Below are 15,406 nucleotides of genomic sequence, written 5' to 3'. Positions count from 1 at the left end.
GTTCCTTTCGTATCAGCTGTGCAGCAAGAAGTGTTCGAGTACCTGTGTACCGAACTCCAACGACTCCACGGGTACTCGTTCGTCGATGCCGTGAAACAACGCGGCGAAATCGAGTTCCGGCGGAAGCTTCAGTGGAGCGAACCCGAAGCAGCGAATGCCGATGCGCGCGAACGCTTTTGCGTCGGTGCCGCCGGACAGCATGTACGGCACGGTACGGCCGTTGGGGTCGTGCGCGAGGACGGCGTCGTTCATCGCATCGACGAGATCCCCGTCGAACGTCGTCTCGTACGGTTCGAGCTTCGTGATCCACTCGCGTTCGACATTCGGGCCGATCAACTCGTCGACCTCCTTCTCGAATGCCGCCTGCCGTCCGGGCAGCACGCGGCAATCCACCACGGCAGTCGCGGTCTGCGGAATCACGTTGGCCTTGTAGCCGGCCGAGAGCATCGTGGGGTTCGCCGTGTCGCGCAGGGTTGCGCCGACGATGCGGGCGATGCTGCCGAGTTTGAGCAGGGTTCCGTCGATGTCCGGTGACGTCGGATCGAAATCGAGACCCGATTCCTCCGAGACCGCCTGCAGAAACTGCGAGACCGATTCGGTGAGCACCAGCGGGAAGGTGTGATTGCCCAGTTTGGCCACTGCTTCGGCCAGGTACGTCACGGCGTTGTCGTCGTGCAGGAACGATCCGTGCCCGGCCCGTGCCTTCGCGGTCAGCCGCATCCACGCCAGGCTCTTCTCGGCGGTTTCGACCATGTACAGCCGCTTCTCGGTGCCGTCCGGGCGAGCGACGGTGAGCGAGAACCCGCCGACCTCGCCGACCGCCTCGGTGACACCCTCGAAGAGATCGGGTCGATTGTCGACCAGCCAGTGCGATCCGTACTTGCCACCCGCTTCCTCGTCGGCGAGGAACGCGAACAGGATGTCGCGAGGTGGGACGGTTCCGGTGGACTTGAACTGCCGGGCCAGCGCGAGGGCCATGCCGACCATGTCCTTCATGTCCACGGCACCGCGGCCCCACACGTACCCGTCCTCGACGGCTCCGGAGAACGGATGCACGCTCCAGTCGGCAGGTTCTGCAGGCACGACGTCCAGGTGTCCGTGGACCAGCAGCGCGCCGCGAGAGGAGTCAGCTCCGCGCAGCCACGCGAACACGTTGCCGCGGCCGGGGGCACCGGACTCGACGTACTCCGTCTCGTACCCCACCTCCTCGAGCTTGCTCGCCACCCACTCGGCACATTCCTTCTCGCCGACCGTGGTGTCGAGCTCACCCGTGTTCGAGGTGTCGAACCGGATGAGGGAACTGACGAGATCCACGACTTCGTCGAGGGCAACGGTGGCGTCGATATCGGTTGTGTTTCCGGGATTGCTCACATCGTTGGGCACACGTCGTTCCTACCACCAGAATCCACTCCGGGCACCATGAGAAACGGCCCCGAGCATGAACTGACGTGGGGATTTGGGTTATCGGGAACCCGTCGGATAATCTTACGCAGCACACAGCGGCCGGCTGTGAAAGCAACAAAAGAATATGCGACAGCGGTCGCACTTGTCCGAGTGGCGGAATGGCAGACGCGCTAGCTTGAGGTGCTAGTGTCCTATTAACGGACGTGGGGGTTCAAGTCCCCCCTCGGACACCGTCTGAAAGATGTAGACAGACAGAGATTCTCACAGATCTGAGTTGAGACAGACGAAACGGACCCTGATTCTTCGGAATCGGGGTCTTTTTCGTTCTGCACTCGTTTCTTTCGGCTCGACCGGGCCGATGCTAGGAGACTGACGATGGACGCGATCGACCCCACCGATCTCGAGACGTGCCTGCGCGTGCTGCAGCAGGCCGCAGAGCTGGACAAGAACCATCCGGATTCGATCGCCGTGCAGCGCGCGTCCGGTGCCATGTTCAAAGATCTCAAGCGTGCTCGACGCGTCGCGGCGCGCAACGCCGTCAACGCGGCCGACCGTGCCGTCGTCGCCGCCACCGCAACAGGATCCCCTGACCGGATCGACGACGAGACCGCAGGACTGTCCCTGTCCTCACGCGCCGAGGGAGATATCGCAGGCACGCTGATCAAGGCCCGTCCCTGCTATATCTGCAAGCAGCGTTACACCCACGTCGACTCGTTCTATCACCAGCTGTGCCCGGAGTGCGCGACGCTCAATCGCGGCAAGCGCAACGCTCGCACCGACCTGTCCGGTCGGCGGGCGCTGCTGACCGGTGGGCGCGCGAAGATCGGCATGTACATCGCACTTCGACTGCTCCGCGACGGTGCTCACACCACGATCACCACTCGCTTCCCCAACGATGCCGTACGTCGCTTCGCCGCGATGGACGACAGCGATCAGTGGCTGCACCGTCTGCGCGTCGTCGGTATCGATCTTCGCGATCCGGCTCAGGTTGTGGCACTTGCCGATTCCGTCGCGGCCGAGGGACCTCTGGACATCCTGATCAACAACGCCGCACAGACCGTCAAGCGCTCCCCCGGTTCCTACAGCGCACTGGCCGATGCGGAAGCCGAACCGCTGCCCGCGGCCTTGACCGAGGGCGCAGGGCCGGAGCGCATCACGTTCGGCAAGACCAGCGATGCGCACCCCGCGTCACTGGCGAGTTCGTTGCCCGCCACCGCGATCGGCGGCACATCGACTGCTGCCCTGAGCGCGGACGACGTGGCCTCGCTCGCCATGGTCGCCGGCTCGGTCACGGCCGAGAGGATCGAGAGCGGGCTCGCCATCGACGCCGGGGGTCTGGTACCCGATCTCGCCGAGACCAACAGCTGGATCCACACCGTCGAGCAGGTCGACCCGGTGGAACTGCTCGAGGTCCAGCTCTGCAATTCCGTCGCACCCTTCATCCTGGTCTCGCGGCTACGTACCGCGATGGAGGCCTCGGAGGCACGACGCAAGTACGTCGTGAACGTCTCGGCCATGGAGGGCCAATTCGGCCGCGCCTACAAGGGGCCGGGGCATCCCCACACCAACATGGCCAAGGCCGCGCTGAACATGCTGACGCGCACCAGCGCGAAGGAGATGCTCGAGAGCGGAATCCTGATGACCGCCGTCGACACCGGCTGGATCACCGACGAACGACCGCACCCCACCAAGATGCGGCTCGCCGACGAAGGTTTCCACGCTCCACTCGACCTGGTGGACGGTGCCGCCCGGGTGTACGACCCGATCGTGCAGGGAGAGCTCGGAAACGATCTGTACGGCTCGTTCCTCAAGGACTACCAGCCGTCGCCCTGGTGATTTTCGCGTGCGTCCCCCTCGGTGAACGCGGACTGCGATACTCGTAACTCGAAGTCGTTGCGCGTGAGCGAACGGCCCTTCTTCACGCACCGATAGGCGGTCACCATGGGCGAGGACGTCGAGCGCCGTAAGTTCACCAGGCAGGACCGGCACGAGTTCCGCCAGAAGGTCCAGGACTGTCTCGATGCCCTGGCGGTCATGTTGGCCGACGAGACCTTCCACGTCGGTGAACCGCAGATCGGCATGGAAATCGAGCTCAATCTCGTCGACGACGACATGGAGCCGTCCATGGCCAACGCGGCGGTGCTCGACGCCATCGCCGACCCCGACTATCAAACCGAGCTCGGCCAGTTCAACATCGAGATCAACGTCGACCCTCGGCCACTGCGCGGTGCCTCGATCGCCGAGTTGGAGACGGACCTGCGCAGATCGCTGAATGCAGCGGACGAACGCGCCCGCACCTCGGGTAGTCGTCTCGCCATGATCGGCATGCTCCCGACTCTGGACGAGGAGCACTTCGAGCACCGGTGGCTCTCGGCGAATCCGCGCTACGACCTCCTCAACCAACAGATCTTCGCCGCTCGCGGCGAGGACATCGAACTGAAGATCGGCGGAGTTCGGCTACCCGGTGCCGCTGCGGCCGAGGACCTCGACATCGTGACCGACACGATCCTGCCCGAGGCGGCCTGCACGTCGGTTCAGCTGCACCTCCAGGTGGCTCCGGACGAGTTCGCGTCGTATTGGAATGCAGCGCAAGCTCTTTCGGGCGTACAGGTGGCACTCGCCGCGAACTCGCCGTTCTTCGCCGGTCGCGCGCTGTGGCACGAGACCCGTATTCCGTTGTTCGAGCAGGCCACCGACACCAGGCCGCAGGAGCTCAAGAATCAGGGAGTCAGACCACGGGTGTGGTTCGGCGAACGGTGGATCACCTCGATCTTCGATCTGTTCGAGGAGAATTCGCGCTACTTCCCGGCGTTGCTTCCCGTCTGCAGCGAGGAGGACCCCAAGGCTGCGCTGGCCGAGGGCAAGACACCGTCGCTGTCCGAACTGCGCATGCACAACGGAACCGTCTACCGGTGGAACCGGCCGATCTACGACCGGTCCGGCGACGGCCACCACATCAGGCTCGAGAATCGTGTACTCCCGGCCGGACCGTCGGTGGTGGACACTCTCGCCGACGCGGCGTTCTACTACGGAACCGTCCGCGCACTGGCCGATGCAGACCGCCCGCTGTGGTCCCAGATGTCGTTCGACGCCGCCGAGGAGAACGTGCACTCTGCCGCCCGCGGCGGGTTCGATTCCATGCTCTACTGGCCCGAGGTGGGCTGGGTGAGTCCGCAAGAACTGGTGTTGCGTCGGCTGCTGCCACTGGCCGACGCCGGGCTGGCCGCCTACGGCGTGGACGCGACGGTCCGCGACCGCTATCTCGGGGTGATCGAAGCGCGGTGCCTGGCCAAGCAGTCCGGCTCGGTGTGGCAGCGCAACGCCGTCGTCGCCCGCGAACGCGCCGGTGAGAAGCGCGATAGAGCGCTTGCGGGAATGCTCGGCGATTACGTCACCCTCATGAATGCCGGAGAACCCGTGCACACCTGGACGAACTGACGGCGCGTCGACTCGCCGGGGTGACCCGCGTTAGTGTCGCTGGTATGAACTCGCCTGCATCCGACTCCCCCGATCGCACTCACGACATCGTCGTCTACGGCGTCACCGGCTTCGTCGGGAAATTGACGGCGAAGTACCTCGCCGAGCACGCACCGGCCGACACCCGGATCGCCCTTGCAGGGCGCTCGACGGCGCGGGTGGAGGCCGCCAGGAAGGAACTGGGCTCCAGGGCTCAGCAGTGGTCCGTTCTCGAGGCCGACGCCACCGACGTCGCATCGCTCGAGGCCATGGCCCGATCGACCCGAGTCGTCATCACCACGGTCGGTCCGTACGCCAAGTACGGCTTGGAACTGGCAACGGCATGCGCAGAGGCCGGGACGGATTACGTCGACCTCACGGGCGAGGTCCTGTTCGCCCGCGAGAGTATCGATACCAACCACGAGATCGCTCAGCGCACCGGGGCCCGCATCGTCCATTCGTGCGGCTTCGATTCCATCCCGTCCGACATCGGCGTACACGCCCTGTACGAGGCCGTGACCGCGGACAACGCCGGTGAGCTGACCGACACGACCCTGGTGGTCACGTCGATGTCCGGCGGGGTCAGCGGCGGCACCATCGACTCGCTTCGTGGGCAGATCGAGGCGATGAAGAAGGACAAGCGGGCCCGACGCATCGCCGCTCGGCCCTACTCGCTCAGTCCCGATCGCGGCCTCGAGCCGCAACTCGGCCGTCAGCTCGACACCGTGCTGATCGACGGCAAGAAGATCGACCCCAGCCTGCGTGGCTGGAAAGCCCCCTTCGTGATGGCCTCGTACAACACCCGAGTCGTGCGGCGCACCAACGCACTTCGCGACTGGGCCTACGGAAAGCAGTTCCGCTACAGCGAGGTGATGAGTGTCGGCTCGTCGTTCGCCAGCCCCGTCCTTGCCGGTGCACTGTCTGCGGGGCTGTTCGTCGGTGTGTCCGCCATGACTGTTCTTCCGGCCAAGGTGCTCGACCGTATTCTGCCCAAGCCGGGCACCGGCCCCAGTGAAAAAGCCCGCGAGAAGGGACATTTCACGGTCGACCTGTACACCCTCACCACCTCCGGTGCGCGCTACCGGGCGCGGGTCAAGGCCTCGGGCGACCCCGGCTACAAGGCCACCGCAGTGATGCTGGCGGAGTCGGCACTCGCGCTCGTACACGGCGGCGATGCCTTGCCGAAGGCCAGCGGAGTTCTGACGCCCGCCACTGCGATCGGCGACGTCCTCGTGGACCGTCTCAACGCTGCCGGAATGGAGATCTGGGCCAAGCGAAACTGATCGACGGCGGCCGTTACGACCGCGGGGAGGCCGAGGAGACCTCGGAGTAGAGCTCCTTGGCTTCCTCGGTCGAGTCGACCTGTGGCGGTGAGCCTTCCAGAGGCTGAGTGGCCGACTCGCGCAGAAATCCGACGGCGACGAGGCCGACGACACCGCTCACGACGAGGTAGTACGCAGGGATCATCGGGCTACCCGTTGCGCTGACCAACGCGGAGGTGACCAGAGGGGTGGTACCTCCGAATATCGATACCGACAGATTGAACCCGATCGAAAGCGCCGCGTAGCGAATCCGGGTGGGAAACAGGGCCGGTAGGGTCGATGCGCTCGGTGCCGCGAAACACGCCAGAACGAGGCCGAGTAGCAGGCACGCGATCAGCGGCCCCATCCACCCGCTGCTGCGCAGCAACAAGAAGCAGGGTACGGCGAGCACGATCTGCCCGACTGCGCCGAAGACGAACACCGGTTTGCGGCCGATTCGGTCGGTGAGCCTGCCGACAGCGACGATGACGCTCACCACGACGACCATCGCCGACAGCACGAGCAAGTCGGCGCTGAGCTGACTGCGGCCGACGACTTCGGTGAAGTACGTGGGTAGGTACGACGTCACCATGTAGTTGGTCACGTTGTACAGCAACACGATTCCCATGCAGATCAACAACGCCCGCCAGTGGTCGGTGAAGATCTTTCCGATAGACCTACTGCCGCTCTCCTGCGCCTTGACCTTGTTGTCGTGTTCGTCGAGTTGTTTGCGGAACGCTGGCGTGTCTTCCAGCTTGAGCCGCAGGTACAGTCCGATCAGCCCCATCGGACCTGCGACGAAGAACGGTATGCGCCAGCCCCATTCGACCATGGTGGCGTCGCCCAACACCGCGTTGAGGATCGTCACCAGGCCCGAGCCCATGGCGTAGCCGACGAAGGTACCGAAGTCGAGCCAGCTACCGAGAAACCCGCGACGCTTGTCCGGGGAGTACTCGGCGATGAACGTGGTGGCACCGCCGTACTCGCCGCCGGTCGAAAACCCTTGGACCAAGCGTGCAACGAGTAGCAGGATCGGTGCCCAGATCCCGATGGTCGCGTAACTGGGGATGAGGCCGACGGCCAGCGTGCCGATCGCCATCATGATCATGGTGGCGGCCAAGACCTTCTGGCGCCCTATTCGGTCCCCGAGAGGGCCGAAGAACAGGCCTCCGAGAGGACGAACGACGAACGCTGCCGCGAACGTGGCGAACGTCGAGATGAGCTGCACCGCCGGGGTTGCGTCGGGGTAGAACACCTTGCCCAGAGTCGCGGCCAAGTAGCCGTACACACCGAAGTCGAACCACTCCATCGTGTTGCCGAGCGCAGCTGCCGAGACGGCACGCTTGAGCATCGGCTGATCGACCACAGTGATGCTCTCCTCCGAGAGTGCCGGCTTCGTGCGCATTCGTTTCGAGAACGCGTCGCGTCGAAGATGCTGGACGTGGCGGCGTCCCCACGTGGCCTGTTCTCGGCTGGATTCGAGACTGGGCGATGATGTCATTCGTCCAACGTTAGCCAGGCGAACGATCGGTTTTCAAACGAGATCGGTGCAGATCGATGCACACACCTCCACGAATGCCCAGGTGAACAGGTGCGACGACGAATGTGCCACACCGCCTTGGCAATCGAGGCATTCCAGTCGATTCGGACAGCTACCTCCGCGGCGGATTGTCACCGAACGGCTGGGTACTGGCACGATGGACCCGTGCCGAACCACAACTACGGACTGACGGTGAACTGGACGGGCAACCGCGGCGTCGGTACCACCGGCGCCGCAGCCTACGACCGCGATCACATCGTCTCGGCGCCGGGGAAGCCCGACCTCCACGCGAGCTCCGATCCGAGCTTTCGCGGCAATCCCGAACGCTGGAATCCCGAGGAGATGCTCGTTGCCTCGCTGTCGAGTTGCCACATGCTGTGGTACCTCGGACTCGCCGCTGCATCGGGCATCGTCGTCACCCACTACACGGACTCCCCCACCGGAGTGATGACCGAGCAATCCGACGGTTCGGGTCAGTTCGTCGAGGTCACCCTGGCTCCGGTCGTGACCGTCGTGGACCCGTCGATGGTGCCGCGCGCCGAGAAACTGCACGCGTCCGCGTCGTCGAAGTGCTTCATCGCGCGATCGGTCAACTTCCCGGTGCGGCACACCCCGACTACGGAGGTGGCGTCGTGACTGTCCCCTTGATCGTCGACGTGGACACCGGAATCGACGATTCTCTTGCATTGCTGTATCTGCTGGCCAGCGAGGATGCCGAGATACTCGGCATCGCATCCACCGCGGGCAATGTGCCGGTGAACCAGGTGGCCGCGAACAATCTCGCCTGGCTGGACCTGTGCCGCGCGGGCGATGTCGAGGTCTCGCTCGGTGCGCAGGTGCCGCTCGTGGCACCGCTGATGACCACCGAGGACACCCACGGGCCGCAGGGCATCGGGTACGCGGAGCTTCCGGTGTCGTCGCGGCCGCTCTCCGACCGCGACGCCACCACGATGTGGGTGGAGCTGGTTCGTTCCCGTCCGGGCGAGATCACCGGGCTCGTGACCGGTCCGCTGACCAATCTCGCGCTGGCAATTCGCCGCGACCCCGAGCTACCTCGACTGCTGAAGCGACTGGTGTTGATGGGCGGAGCCTTTCAACACCAGGGCAACACGACACCGACCAGCGAATGGAACATCGCCGTGGACCCCGAGGCAGCCGCAGAAGTGTTCGCGGCCTTCTCCGGACTACCGCCGGAACGGCATCCCATCGTCTGCGCGCTCGACATCACCGAGACCATCGAAATGACCCCCGAACACGTCGGTCGACTGGCCGCGCGAGCGGAAAGCCTTCCGGTGGAGTCGATCTCCACCGACGACGCACCAGGTGTTCGATCGATCGCGTCGAACCCGATCGTGCGGCATTTCTCCGACGCGGTGCGGTTCTACATGGAATTCCATCGCGATCACGATCAGGGATTCCTGGCACACATGCACGATCCCTTCGCTGCGGCTGTCGCGTTGGATACCGATATCGCCACCTACCGTCATGCGACCGTCGACGTCGAACTGCTCGGAACCCTCACGCGGGGAACGACCGTCGCGGACTGGCGCGGCATGTGGGGCAAGGCCCCCAACGCCGCGATCGCCACGCACACCGATCCGGAGGCATTCTTCGACCGGCTGATCGAACGGGTCGGAGCGCTCGCCGCCCGGCTCTACCCCGCGACGCCGGCAGCCCAAGCAGATTCAGGAATCGAACGCGTCGAGTAGTTCCTGAGCGGCGAGCGCGGCGGTCAGCGAACCGTCGCGCACACGAGCTTCGACGTCGCCGCGAATGGCCTTGACGGATGGATTCTGCGCCAGCCGGCGCAGCAGTTGATCGTTGACCATGGTCCACGTCCAATCGACCTGCTGCTTGCGACGCTTCTCTGCGAATTCGCCTGCGTCGCTGAGTACTTGCTGGTGCCGAAGGACGGTGTCCCAGTACTCGTCGAGTCCGGTGCCCTCGATGGCACTCATCGTCAACACCGGGGGCTTCCAGATCGCGTCGTGCGGGTAGATCAGCCGCAGTGCTCCCGCCAACTCCCGCGCTGCGTTCTTCGCGTCGGTCGCGTGCTTGCCGTCGGCCTTGTTGACTGCGACCAGATCTGCGAGCTCGAGAACGCCCTTCTTGATGCCCTGCAACTGATCTCCGGTCCGCGCCAGCGTGAGGAACGTGAAACAGTCCACCATGTTCGCGACCGTCACCTCGGACTGCCCGACGCCCACCGTCTCCACCAGAATGACGTCGAAGCCTGCTGCTTCGAGCAAGACGATGGTCTCTCGCGTCGCACGTGCGACTCCGCCCAGAGTTCCCGACGTCGGAGACGGCCGGATGTACGCGTTCTTCTGCACCGCCAGACGCGACATCCGGGTCTTGTCTCCCAGGATGGAACCACCGGTACGCGTCGACGACGGATCGACCGCAAGCACCGCGACTCGGTGCCCCTTCTCGATCAACCGCATCCCCAGCGCGTCGATGAACGTCGACTTGCCGACGCCCGGCACTCCGGTGATGCCGACCCGATGGGAGCCGCCCGCATCGGGCAACACCCGAAGGAGCAACTGCTGCGCCAGATCGCGATGATCCGAGCGGGTGGACTCGACCAGGGTGATGGCACGCGCCAGCCCGGATCGTTCGTTCGCTCGGACCGACTCGGCCACCGCATCGATGTCGATGACGCGGCCTTTGTTCGGAGAGTTCATATTCAGGCGTTGGCCTCGCGCGGTGCATGCCCGAGCGCAACGGACAGCTTCTCCACCAGGCCGATCGCCGCGTCGGCGATGACGGTGCCCGGAGGGAAGATCGCCGCGGCACCCGCCGCGTAGAGCTCGTCGAAATCACCGGGCGGGATGACGCCACCGACGACGATCATGATGTCCTCGCGCCCGACGTCGGCCAAGGCCTGCCGCAAGGCGGGCACCAGCGTCAGATGGCCTGCCGCCAGTGACGACACTCCCACGACGTGCACGTCGTTGTCGGCGGCCTGGCGAGCGACCTCCTCAGGGGTCTGGAACAGCGGCCCGACGTCGACGTCGAAGCCGATGTCCGCGAACGCCGTTGCGATGACCTTCTGGCCTCGGTCGTGCCCGTCCTGCCCCATCTTGCACACCAGGACACGAGGCCGACGGCCCTCGTCCTCGGCGAACTGCTCGACCAACGTGGTGGCGCGGGTGATGTTCTCGGATTTGCCTGCCTCGTCGCGGTACACACCACTGATTGTCCGGATTTCGGCCTGATGGCGCCCGTAGACCTTCTCGAGTGCATCGGAGATCTCGCCGACGGTGGCCATCTTGCGCGCCGCGTCGATGGCCAGAGCCAATAGGTTGTTCTCCATCCCCGGCTGATCCGAGGCTGCAGCTCTGGTCAGGTTGGCAAGCGCGGCCTCGACCTCGGCGGTGTCCCGCTCGGCCCGCAGTCGTTCGAGCTTCTCGATCTGCTCACGCCGAACCTTGGAGTTCTCGACCTTGAGCACCTCGATGGTGTCGGGCTCGTCGGGCACGTACTTGTTGACGCCCACCAGGGGCTGACGGCCGGAGTCGATGCGCGCTTGGGTGCGGGCCGCCGCCTCCTCGATGCGCAGCTTGGGAATGCCCTCGCCGATGGCCTGAGCCATGCCGCCTGCTTCTTCGACCTCGGCGATGTGTGCGCGAGCTCGATTCGCGAGCTGATGGGTGAGCCACTCGACGTAGTGCGAGCCGCCCCACGGGTCGATCGGTCGAACGGTGTTCGATTCCTGAGCGATGAGCAGCTGAGTGTTTCGAGCGATGCGCGCCGAGAAGTCCGTCGGCAGAGCAAGTGCCTCGTCCAGGGCGTTGGTGTGCAACGACTGGGTGTGGCCCTGGGTGGCCGCCATCGCCTCCACACAGGTACGCGCGACGTTGTTGAACACGTCCTGTGCCGTCAGGGACCAACCCGACGTCTGCGAATGAGTGCGCAGGGAACGGGATTTGGCGCTCGTGGGCTCGAATTGCTGGACGAGCTCGGCCCACAGCAGGCGTCCGGCCCGCAGCTTGGCGACCTCCATGAAGAAGTTCATTCCGATGGCCCAGAAGAACGACAGACGCGGCGCGAACGTGTCGATGTCCAAGCCCGCATCCAGACCGGCCCGGATGTACTCGACACCGTCCGCGAGGGTGTAGGCAAGCTCGAGATCGGCTGTGGCACCGGCCTCTTGGATGTGGTAGCCGGAGATGGAGATCGAGTTGTACTTGGGCATCTTTTCGCTGGTGTACGCGAAGATGTCCGAGATGATGCGCATCGACGGCTTCGGTGGATAGATGTAGGTGTTGCGAACCATGAACTCTTTGAGAATGTCGTTCTGAATGGTGCCGGCGAGTTTCTCCGGCCCGACGCCCTGCTCCTCGGCGGCCGCGACGTACAGCGCCAGGATCGGCAGCACCGCACCGTTCATGGTCATCGAGACCGAGACGCTGCCCAGGTCGATGCCGTCGAACAGTTGCCGCATGTCGTAGATGGAATCGATGGCGACTCCGGCCATTCCGACGTCGCCCTGCACACGCGGGTGGTCGGAGTCGTAGCCGCGGTGGGTGGCCAGGTCGAACGCCACCGACAGACCCTTCTGACCGGCCGCGAGGTTCCGACGGTAGAAGGCGTTGGACTCGGCTGCGGTGGAGAAGCCGGCATACTGGCGGATCGTCCACGGCTGATTGACGTACATCGTGGGGTACGGCCCGCGGAGGAACGGCGGGGCACCCGGGTAGCTGTGCAGCGGGTAGCCCTCGGCCTCGGCGGCGGCGCGATCGGCCTCGGTGAACACCGGCTTGACGTCGATGCCCTCGGGGGTGGACCACACCACCTGCTCGGGCGTGTAGAAGTTGGCCTTCGCACCCTGCTGCACATGGGCGGCGACGTCCTCGGCCGACGGCGGCGTCGGCGTCGGCTCGTCGGGATCGACCAGTGGCACGTCGGCGAAACTGCCGATGGTGTGTGAAGTTCGGTTCTCGTCGGTCGTCACTTCGAGGCTCCCAGGGTGTCGAGAAGTTCGGTCAGCACGGCGACGGCGTCGACCTTCGCGGTGAGGAATCCATCGGGACGCGAGGTTCCCTCGATGCCGGCGAAGATCTTCTCGGGGCCGGCGAGCAGAACCTGCGTGACGCCTGCGGCCCGGAGCGCGTCCACGGCAGTGGCGGCCTCGTCGGCGTATCGCTTGTCGGTGCCGCACACGACGGCTATCCGAGCTCCGGACGTCTCGACCGATCCGGCGATACCGTCGACGGTCAGCGGGCCGGGATTGACGGCCTCGATTCCGCCCGACGCCAACAGGTTCGACGCGAACGTCGTTCGGACGTTGTGTTCGGCGACGCTGCCCAGCGGGACCAATAGCACTGCGGGGCGAGAATCGTGCTCGGCCAGAAAGGCATCCGAACGGTCTCGCAGCGTCTCGAATGCCCGTCCGTACCGATACACCGTTGCCGTGCCCTGCTGCGCGGTTTGTTCGGGGCTCAGTGCAGCCTCGGCCAGGTTGGGAAATTCGTTGACGCCGGTGAGCGGGGTCAGTCGGTGTGCGACGTCGGAATCGCGTTCGGTGCGGGTCTTCTCGATCGCGGCCACGAGCGAACCGTCGTCGACGGCGGCCCGGAATCCGCCCGACTCTTCGATGGTCTGGAAGAACTCCCAGGCCTTCGCGGCGACCGCCGACGTCAGCTCCTCGATGTACCAGGACCCGGCACCGGGATCCAGAACCCGCCCGAGATGCGCTTCTTCGAGCAGCAACAGCTGGGTGTTCCTGGCGATGCGGGCCGCGAACGTCTTCGACACGCCGGCTGCGCCGCCGCCCAGTGCCGCGTCGAACGGCAGCACGGTCACCGAGTCGGCACCGCCCACTCCCGCACCGAACGACGCCAGGGTGGTCCGGAGCATGTTCACCCATGGATCCCGCTGCGACATCATCGCTTCCGAGGTCACCGCATGCTGAGGAGCATCACCGGCGTCGGGCGCCCCGCACACCTGCGCGATCCGCGCCCACAGCGTGCGAGCGGCCCTGAACTTCGCGATGGTCTGGAACTGATCGTCGGTGGCGGCGAACCGGAACTCGATCTGTCGCAGCGCATCCGAGATGTCGATACCGGCGTCGGTCATGGACCGGAGGTACTCGAGGCCTGCGGCGATCGCCGCACCGATCTCCTGCGCGTCACCGCCACCGAGATTGTGGAACACGGTGCCCTCGACCGTGATCGTACGAACCGTCTCGGCGCGGCCGATCGACTCGCGAACCAACTCGAGCGCCTCGGCCAACTCGATCGACTCGGCTGCGCCCAACCCCGCTGTGAGAGTGGACACGCCGAGCCGGACATCGACCGCGGCGCGATCGTCGATATCGGCCGAATCGAGCACCCCGAACACCGCGGTGGCCGCTGCGCGAACATCCGCGCGCGCATCGAGCGTGAGCGGTGCGAGCTCGAGAAACACCCCACGCAGTACCTCCGGCAGAGCAGTCGGATCGACGCCACCGCCGCCGACCGTCAACCACAGGGCACTGGTGCCGTTGGAGAGGGAATCGAGTATCTGGGTATTGAGCGTCGAGGCGTCATCGGCTGCATCACCGAGCGAGCCGTGGCGGGTGCACACCTTCCAACCGGCGTTGACGTCGCGATGCGGGTCGCGGCCCCGCAGGTAGGGAAACTGCCCGGGCAGCGGACCTTCCGGTCGCTCGTCGAACGCGGTGTACAACGGGGACACCGTGATGTCGTCGTACGTCGTGGAATCGAGAAGATGCTCGGCATCGGCGGGCAGATCGGCCACCTCGACCCGACGGGATTTGGCCAGAACACCGGCCACTGCCTTCTGCCAGGCCGCATGAGCGCTGCGTGCGGCATCTTCGTGCGACGCGATGGACACGTGTGCTGCTCCCTCGGTTCGGCGGGTAGTCCTGCACCCGACTTGAAGTGATGCTAACCCCAGCTCTTTGCACGCTATCGTGAGGATCACCTCACGTTCGGTCGTGCGGCTCGGCCCTCCGACTCGGTGAAACCGAGTCTGTCACCTCGCGCCGGTACGCTGACCTCTCGTGACCCGGCACCTGCGCGACCTCCGACTGATCGCGCTGTTGGCGGTGATCGTCGTGTTCGCTCTGGTGGCCGTGTTCGCGCCCCATCCGAGTGTCGAACAGATTCGTGATTGGGGCACCTCCGTCGGCCCGGCGTTCCCGCTCGTGTTCTTCTGCGTGCACGCGATCGTGACCGTTGCCCCGGTCCCGAGGACCCTGTTCACGCTCAGTGCAGGAGTGCTGTTCGGGCCGCTGACCGGTCTGGCGGTGACGATCGGAGCCTCGACGGTCAGCGCGATTCTGGCCCTGCTGCTGGTTCGCGCGATCGGTCGGGATGCTGTGGCAGCGCGGATGTCGCATTCGGCCCTCGATTCGATCGACGACAGCCTGCGCCGACGCGGTTGGCTAGCTGTCGGCTCCCTGCGCCTGATCGCCCCGGTGCCGTTCTCGCTGGTGAACTACGCCTGCGGCGTGTCGGCGGTTCGTCCCGGGCCGTTCACCCTGGCTACCGCCGTCGGAATGCTGCCCGGCACCCTCGGAATCGTCGTGATCGGCGGAGCGATCGGAGGCGAGACGCATCCAGCACTGTTGGTTCTGTCCGCGGTCTGCATCGCCGTCGGTCTGAGCGGTTTGGTGGTGGATTGGCGTCTGTCGCGTAGCGCGCGATCCGAGCCCGTATCCGTGAGCGGGCCGACAACGTCGGAACCTTGACTACGA

General features: G+C 65.3%; 11 protein-coding genes and 1 tRNA gene. 7 read left to right on the top strand and 5 right to left on the bottom strand.

Going from position 1 to position 15,406, the window contains the following annotated elements; all coding sequences use genetic code 11:
* Positions 1-12: 12 nt before the first annotated feature.
* The gene (locus MTX34_RS12170) at positions 13-1,344 is read right to left on the bottom strand and encodes a M20/M25/M40 family metallo-hydrolase (protein ID WP_243609662.1); all 1,332 of its coding nucleotides are present in this window, start codon (positions 1,342-1,344) and stop codon (positions 13-15) included.
* Between the two features lie 204 nt (positions 1,345-1,548).
* Here MTX34_RS12170 and MTX34_RS12165 point away from each other — a divergent pair.
* The 4 genes from MTX34_RS12165 to MTX34_RS12150 all read left to right on the top strand — a co-directional run bounded on the left by MTX34_RS12165 (position 1,549) and on the right by MTX34_RS12150 (position 6,143).
* Positions 1,549-1,634 (top strand) — tRNA-Leu (locus MTX34_RS12165).
* A gap of 145 nt (positions 1,635-1,779) precedes the next feature.
* On the top strand, positions 1,780-3,240 hold the full coding sequence (locus MTX34_RS12160) for an SDR family NAD(P)-dependent oxidoreductase (protein ID WP_243609604.1): 1,461 nt from the start codon (positions 1,780-1,782) through the stop codon (positions 3,238-3,240).
* A 105-nt stretch (positions 3,241-3,345) separates the two neighbouring features.
* A complete protein-coding gene (locus MTX34_RS12155) occupies positions 3,346-4,842 on the top strand; it encodes a glutamate-cysteine ligase family protein (protein WP_037189336.1) in 1,497 nt (498 codons plus the stop codon).
* 44 nt (positions 4,843-4,886) lie between these two features.
* Positions 4,887-6,143: a trans-acting enoyl reductase family protein gene (locus tag MTX34_RS12150; protein WP_243609603.1), complete on the top strand. Its 1,257-nt coding sequence runs from the start codon at positions 4,887-4,889 to the stop codon at positions 6,141-6,143.
* Between the two features lie 13 nt (positions 6,144-6,156).
* On the opposite strand, the gene proP is transcribed toward MTX34_RS12150, so the two are convergent.
* Positions 6,157-7,662, bottom strand: coding sequence for a glycine betaine/L-proline transporter ProP (proP, locus tag MTX34_RS12145; RefSeq protein WP_243609602.1), 1,506 nt, complete (start codon positions 7,660-7,662; stop codon positions 6,157-6,159).
* Positions 7,663-7,866: 204 nt separating this feature from the next.
* Here proP and MTX34_RS12140 point away from each other — a divergent pair, with 204 nt between their 5' ends.
* The gene (locus MTX34_RS12140) at positions 7,867-8,337 is read left to right on the top strand and encodes an OsmC family protein (protein WP_243609601.1); all 471 of its coding nucleotides are present in this window, start codon (positions 7,867-7,869) and stop codon (positions 8,335-8,337) included.
* Positions 8,334-9,410: a nucleoside hydrolase gene (locus MTX34_RS12135; protein ID WP_243609600.1), complete on the top strand. Its 1,077-nt coding sequence runs from the start codon at positions 8,334-8,336 to the stop codon at positions 9,408-9,410. Before MTX34_RS12140 ends, MTX34_RS12135 begins: the two co-directional genes overlap by 4 nt.
* Here the strand turns inward: MTX34_RS12135 and meaB are convergent.
* Genes meaB through MTX34_RS12120 form a run of 3 tightly spaced genes read right to left on the bottom strand, consistent with a single transcriptional unit; the run spans position 9,387 to position 14,541 of the window.
* On the bottom strand, positions 9,387-10,385 hold the full coding sequence (gene meaB / locus MTX34_RS12130; RefSeq protein WP_243609599.1) for a methylmalonyl Co-A mutase-associated GTPase MeaB: 999 nt from the start codon (positions 10,383-10,385) through the stop codon (positions 9,387-9,389). The two genes, MTX34_RS12135 and meaB, sit on opposite strands and share 24 nt — an antisense overlap.
* 2 nt (positions 10,386-10,387) lie before the next feature.
* Entirely contained in the window at positions 10,388-12,658 is a 2,271-nt protein-coding gene (gene scpA / locus MTX34_RS12125; RefSeq protein WP_243609598.1) for a methylmalonyl-CoA mutase, read from the bottom strand.
* The gene (locus MTX34_RS12120) at positions 12,655-14,541 is read right to left on the bottom strand and encodes a methylmalonyl-CoA mutase family protein (RefSeq protein WP_243609597.1); all 1,887 of its coding nucleotides are present in this window, start codon (positions 14,539-14,541) and stop codon (positions 12,655-12,657) included. The genes scpA and MTX34_RS12120 overlap by 4 nt, the downstream gene beginning before the upstream one ends.
* A 169-nt stretch (positions 14,542-14,710) precedes the next feature.
* On the opposite strand from MTX34_RS12120, the gene MTX34_RS12115 reads away from it, so the two are divergent.
* Complete coding sequence (locus MTX34_RS12115) at positions 14,711-15,400, top strand: TVP38/TMEM64 family protein (protein WP_243609596.1); 690 nt, start codon at positions 14,711-14,713, stop codon at positions 15,398-15,400.
* The last annotated feature ends 6 nt before the right edge of the window (positions 15,401-15,406 follow it).

The sequence above is a fragment of the Rhodococcus sp. ARC_M5 genome (assembly GCF_022810405.1).
GTDB classification, from domain to species: domain Bacteria; phylum Actinomycetota; class Actinomycetes; order Mycobacteriales; family Mycobacteriaceae; genus Rhodococcoides; species Rhodococcoides navarretei.
The sequence above is the reverse complement of the archived record's forward strand: the minus strand, read 5'-3'. Positions and strand labels throughout refer to the sequence as shown.

Excerpts from the sequence above, each read along its gene's own strand:
- MTX34_RS12160 (WP_243609604.1), top strand. The coding sequence starts at position 1,780 with ATGGACGCGATCGACCCCACCGATCTCGAGACGTGCCTGCGCGTGCTG.
- MTX34_RS12155 (WP_037189336.1), top strand. The coding sequence starts at position 3,346 with ATGGGCGAGGACGTCGAGCGCCGTAAGTTCACCAGGCAGGACCGGCAC.
- MTX34_RS12150 (WP_243609603.1), top strand. The coding sequence starts at position 4,887 with ATGAACTCGCCTGCATCCGACTCCCCCGATCGCACTCACGACATCGTC.
- proP (WP_243609602.1), bottom strand. The coding sequence starts at position 7,662 with ATGACATCATCGCCCAGTCTCGAATCCAGCCGAGAACAGGCCACGTGG.
- meaB (WP_243609599.1), bottom strand. The coding sequence starts at position 10,385 with ATGAACTCTCCGAACAAAGGCCGCGTCATCGACATCGATGCGGTGGCC.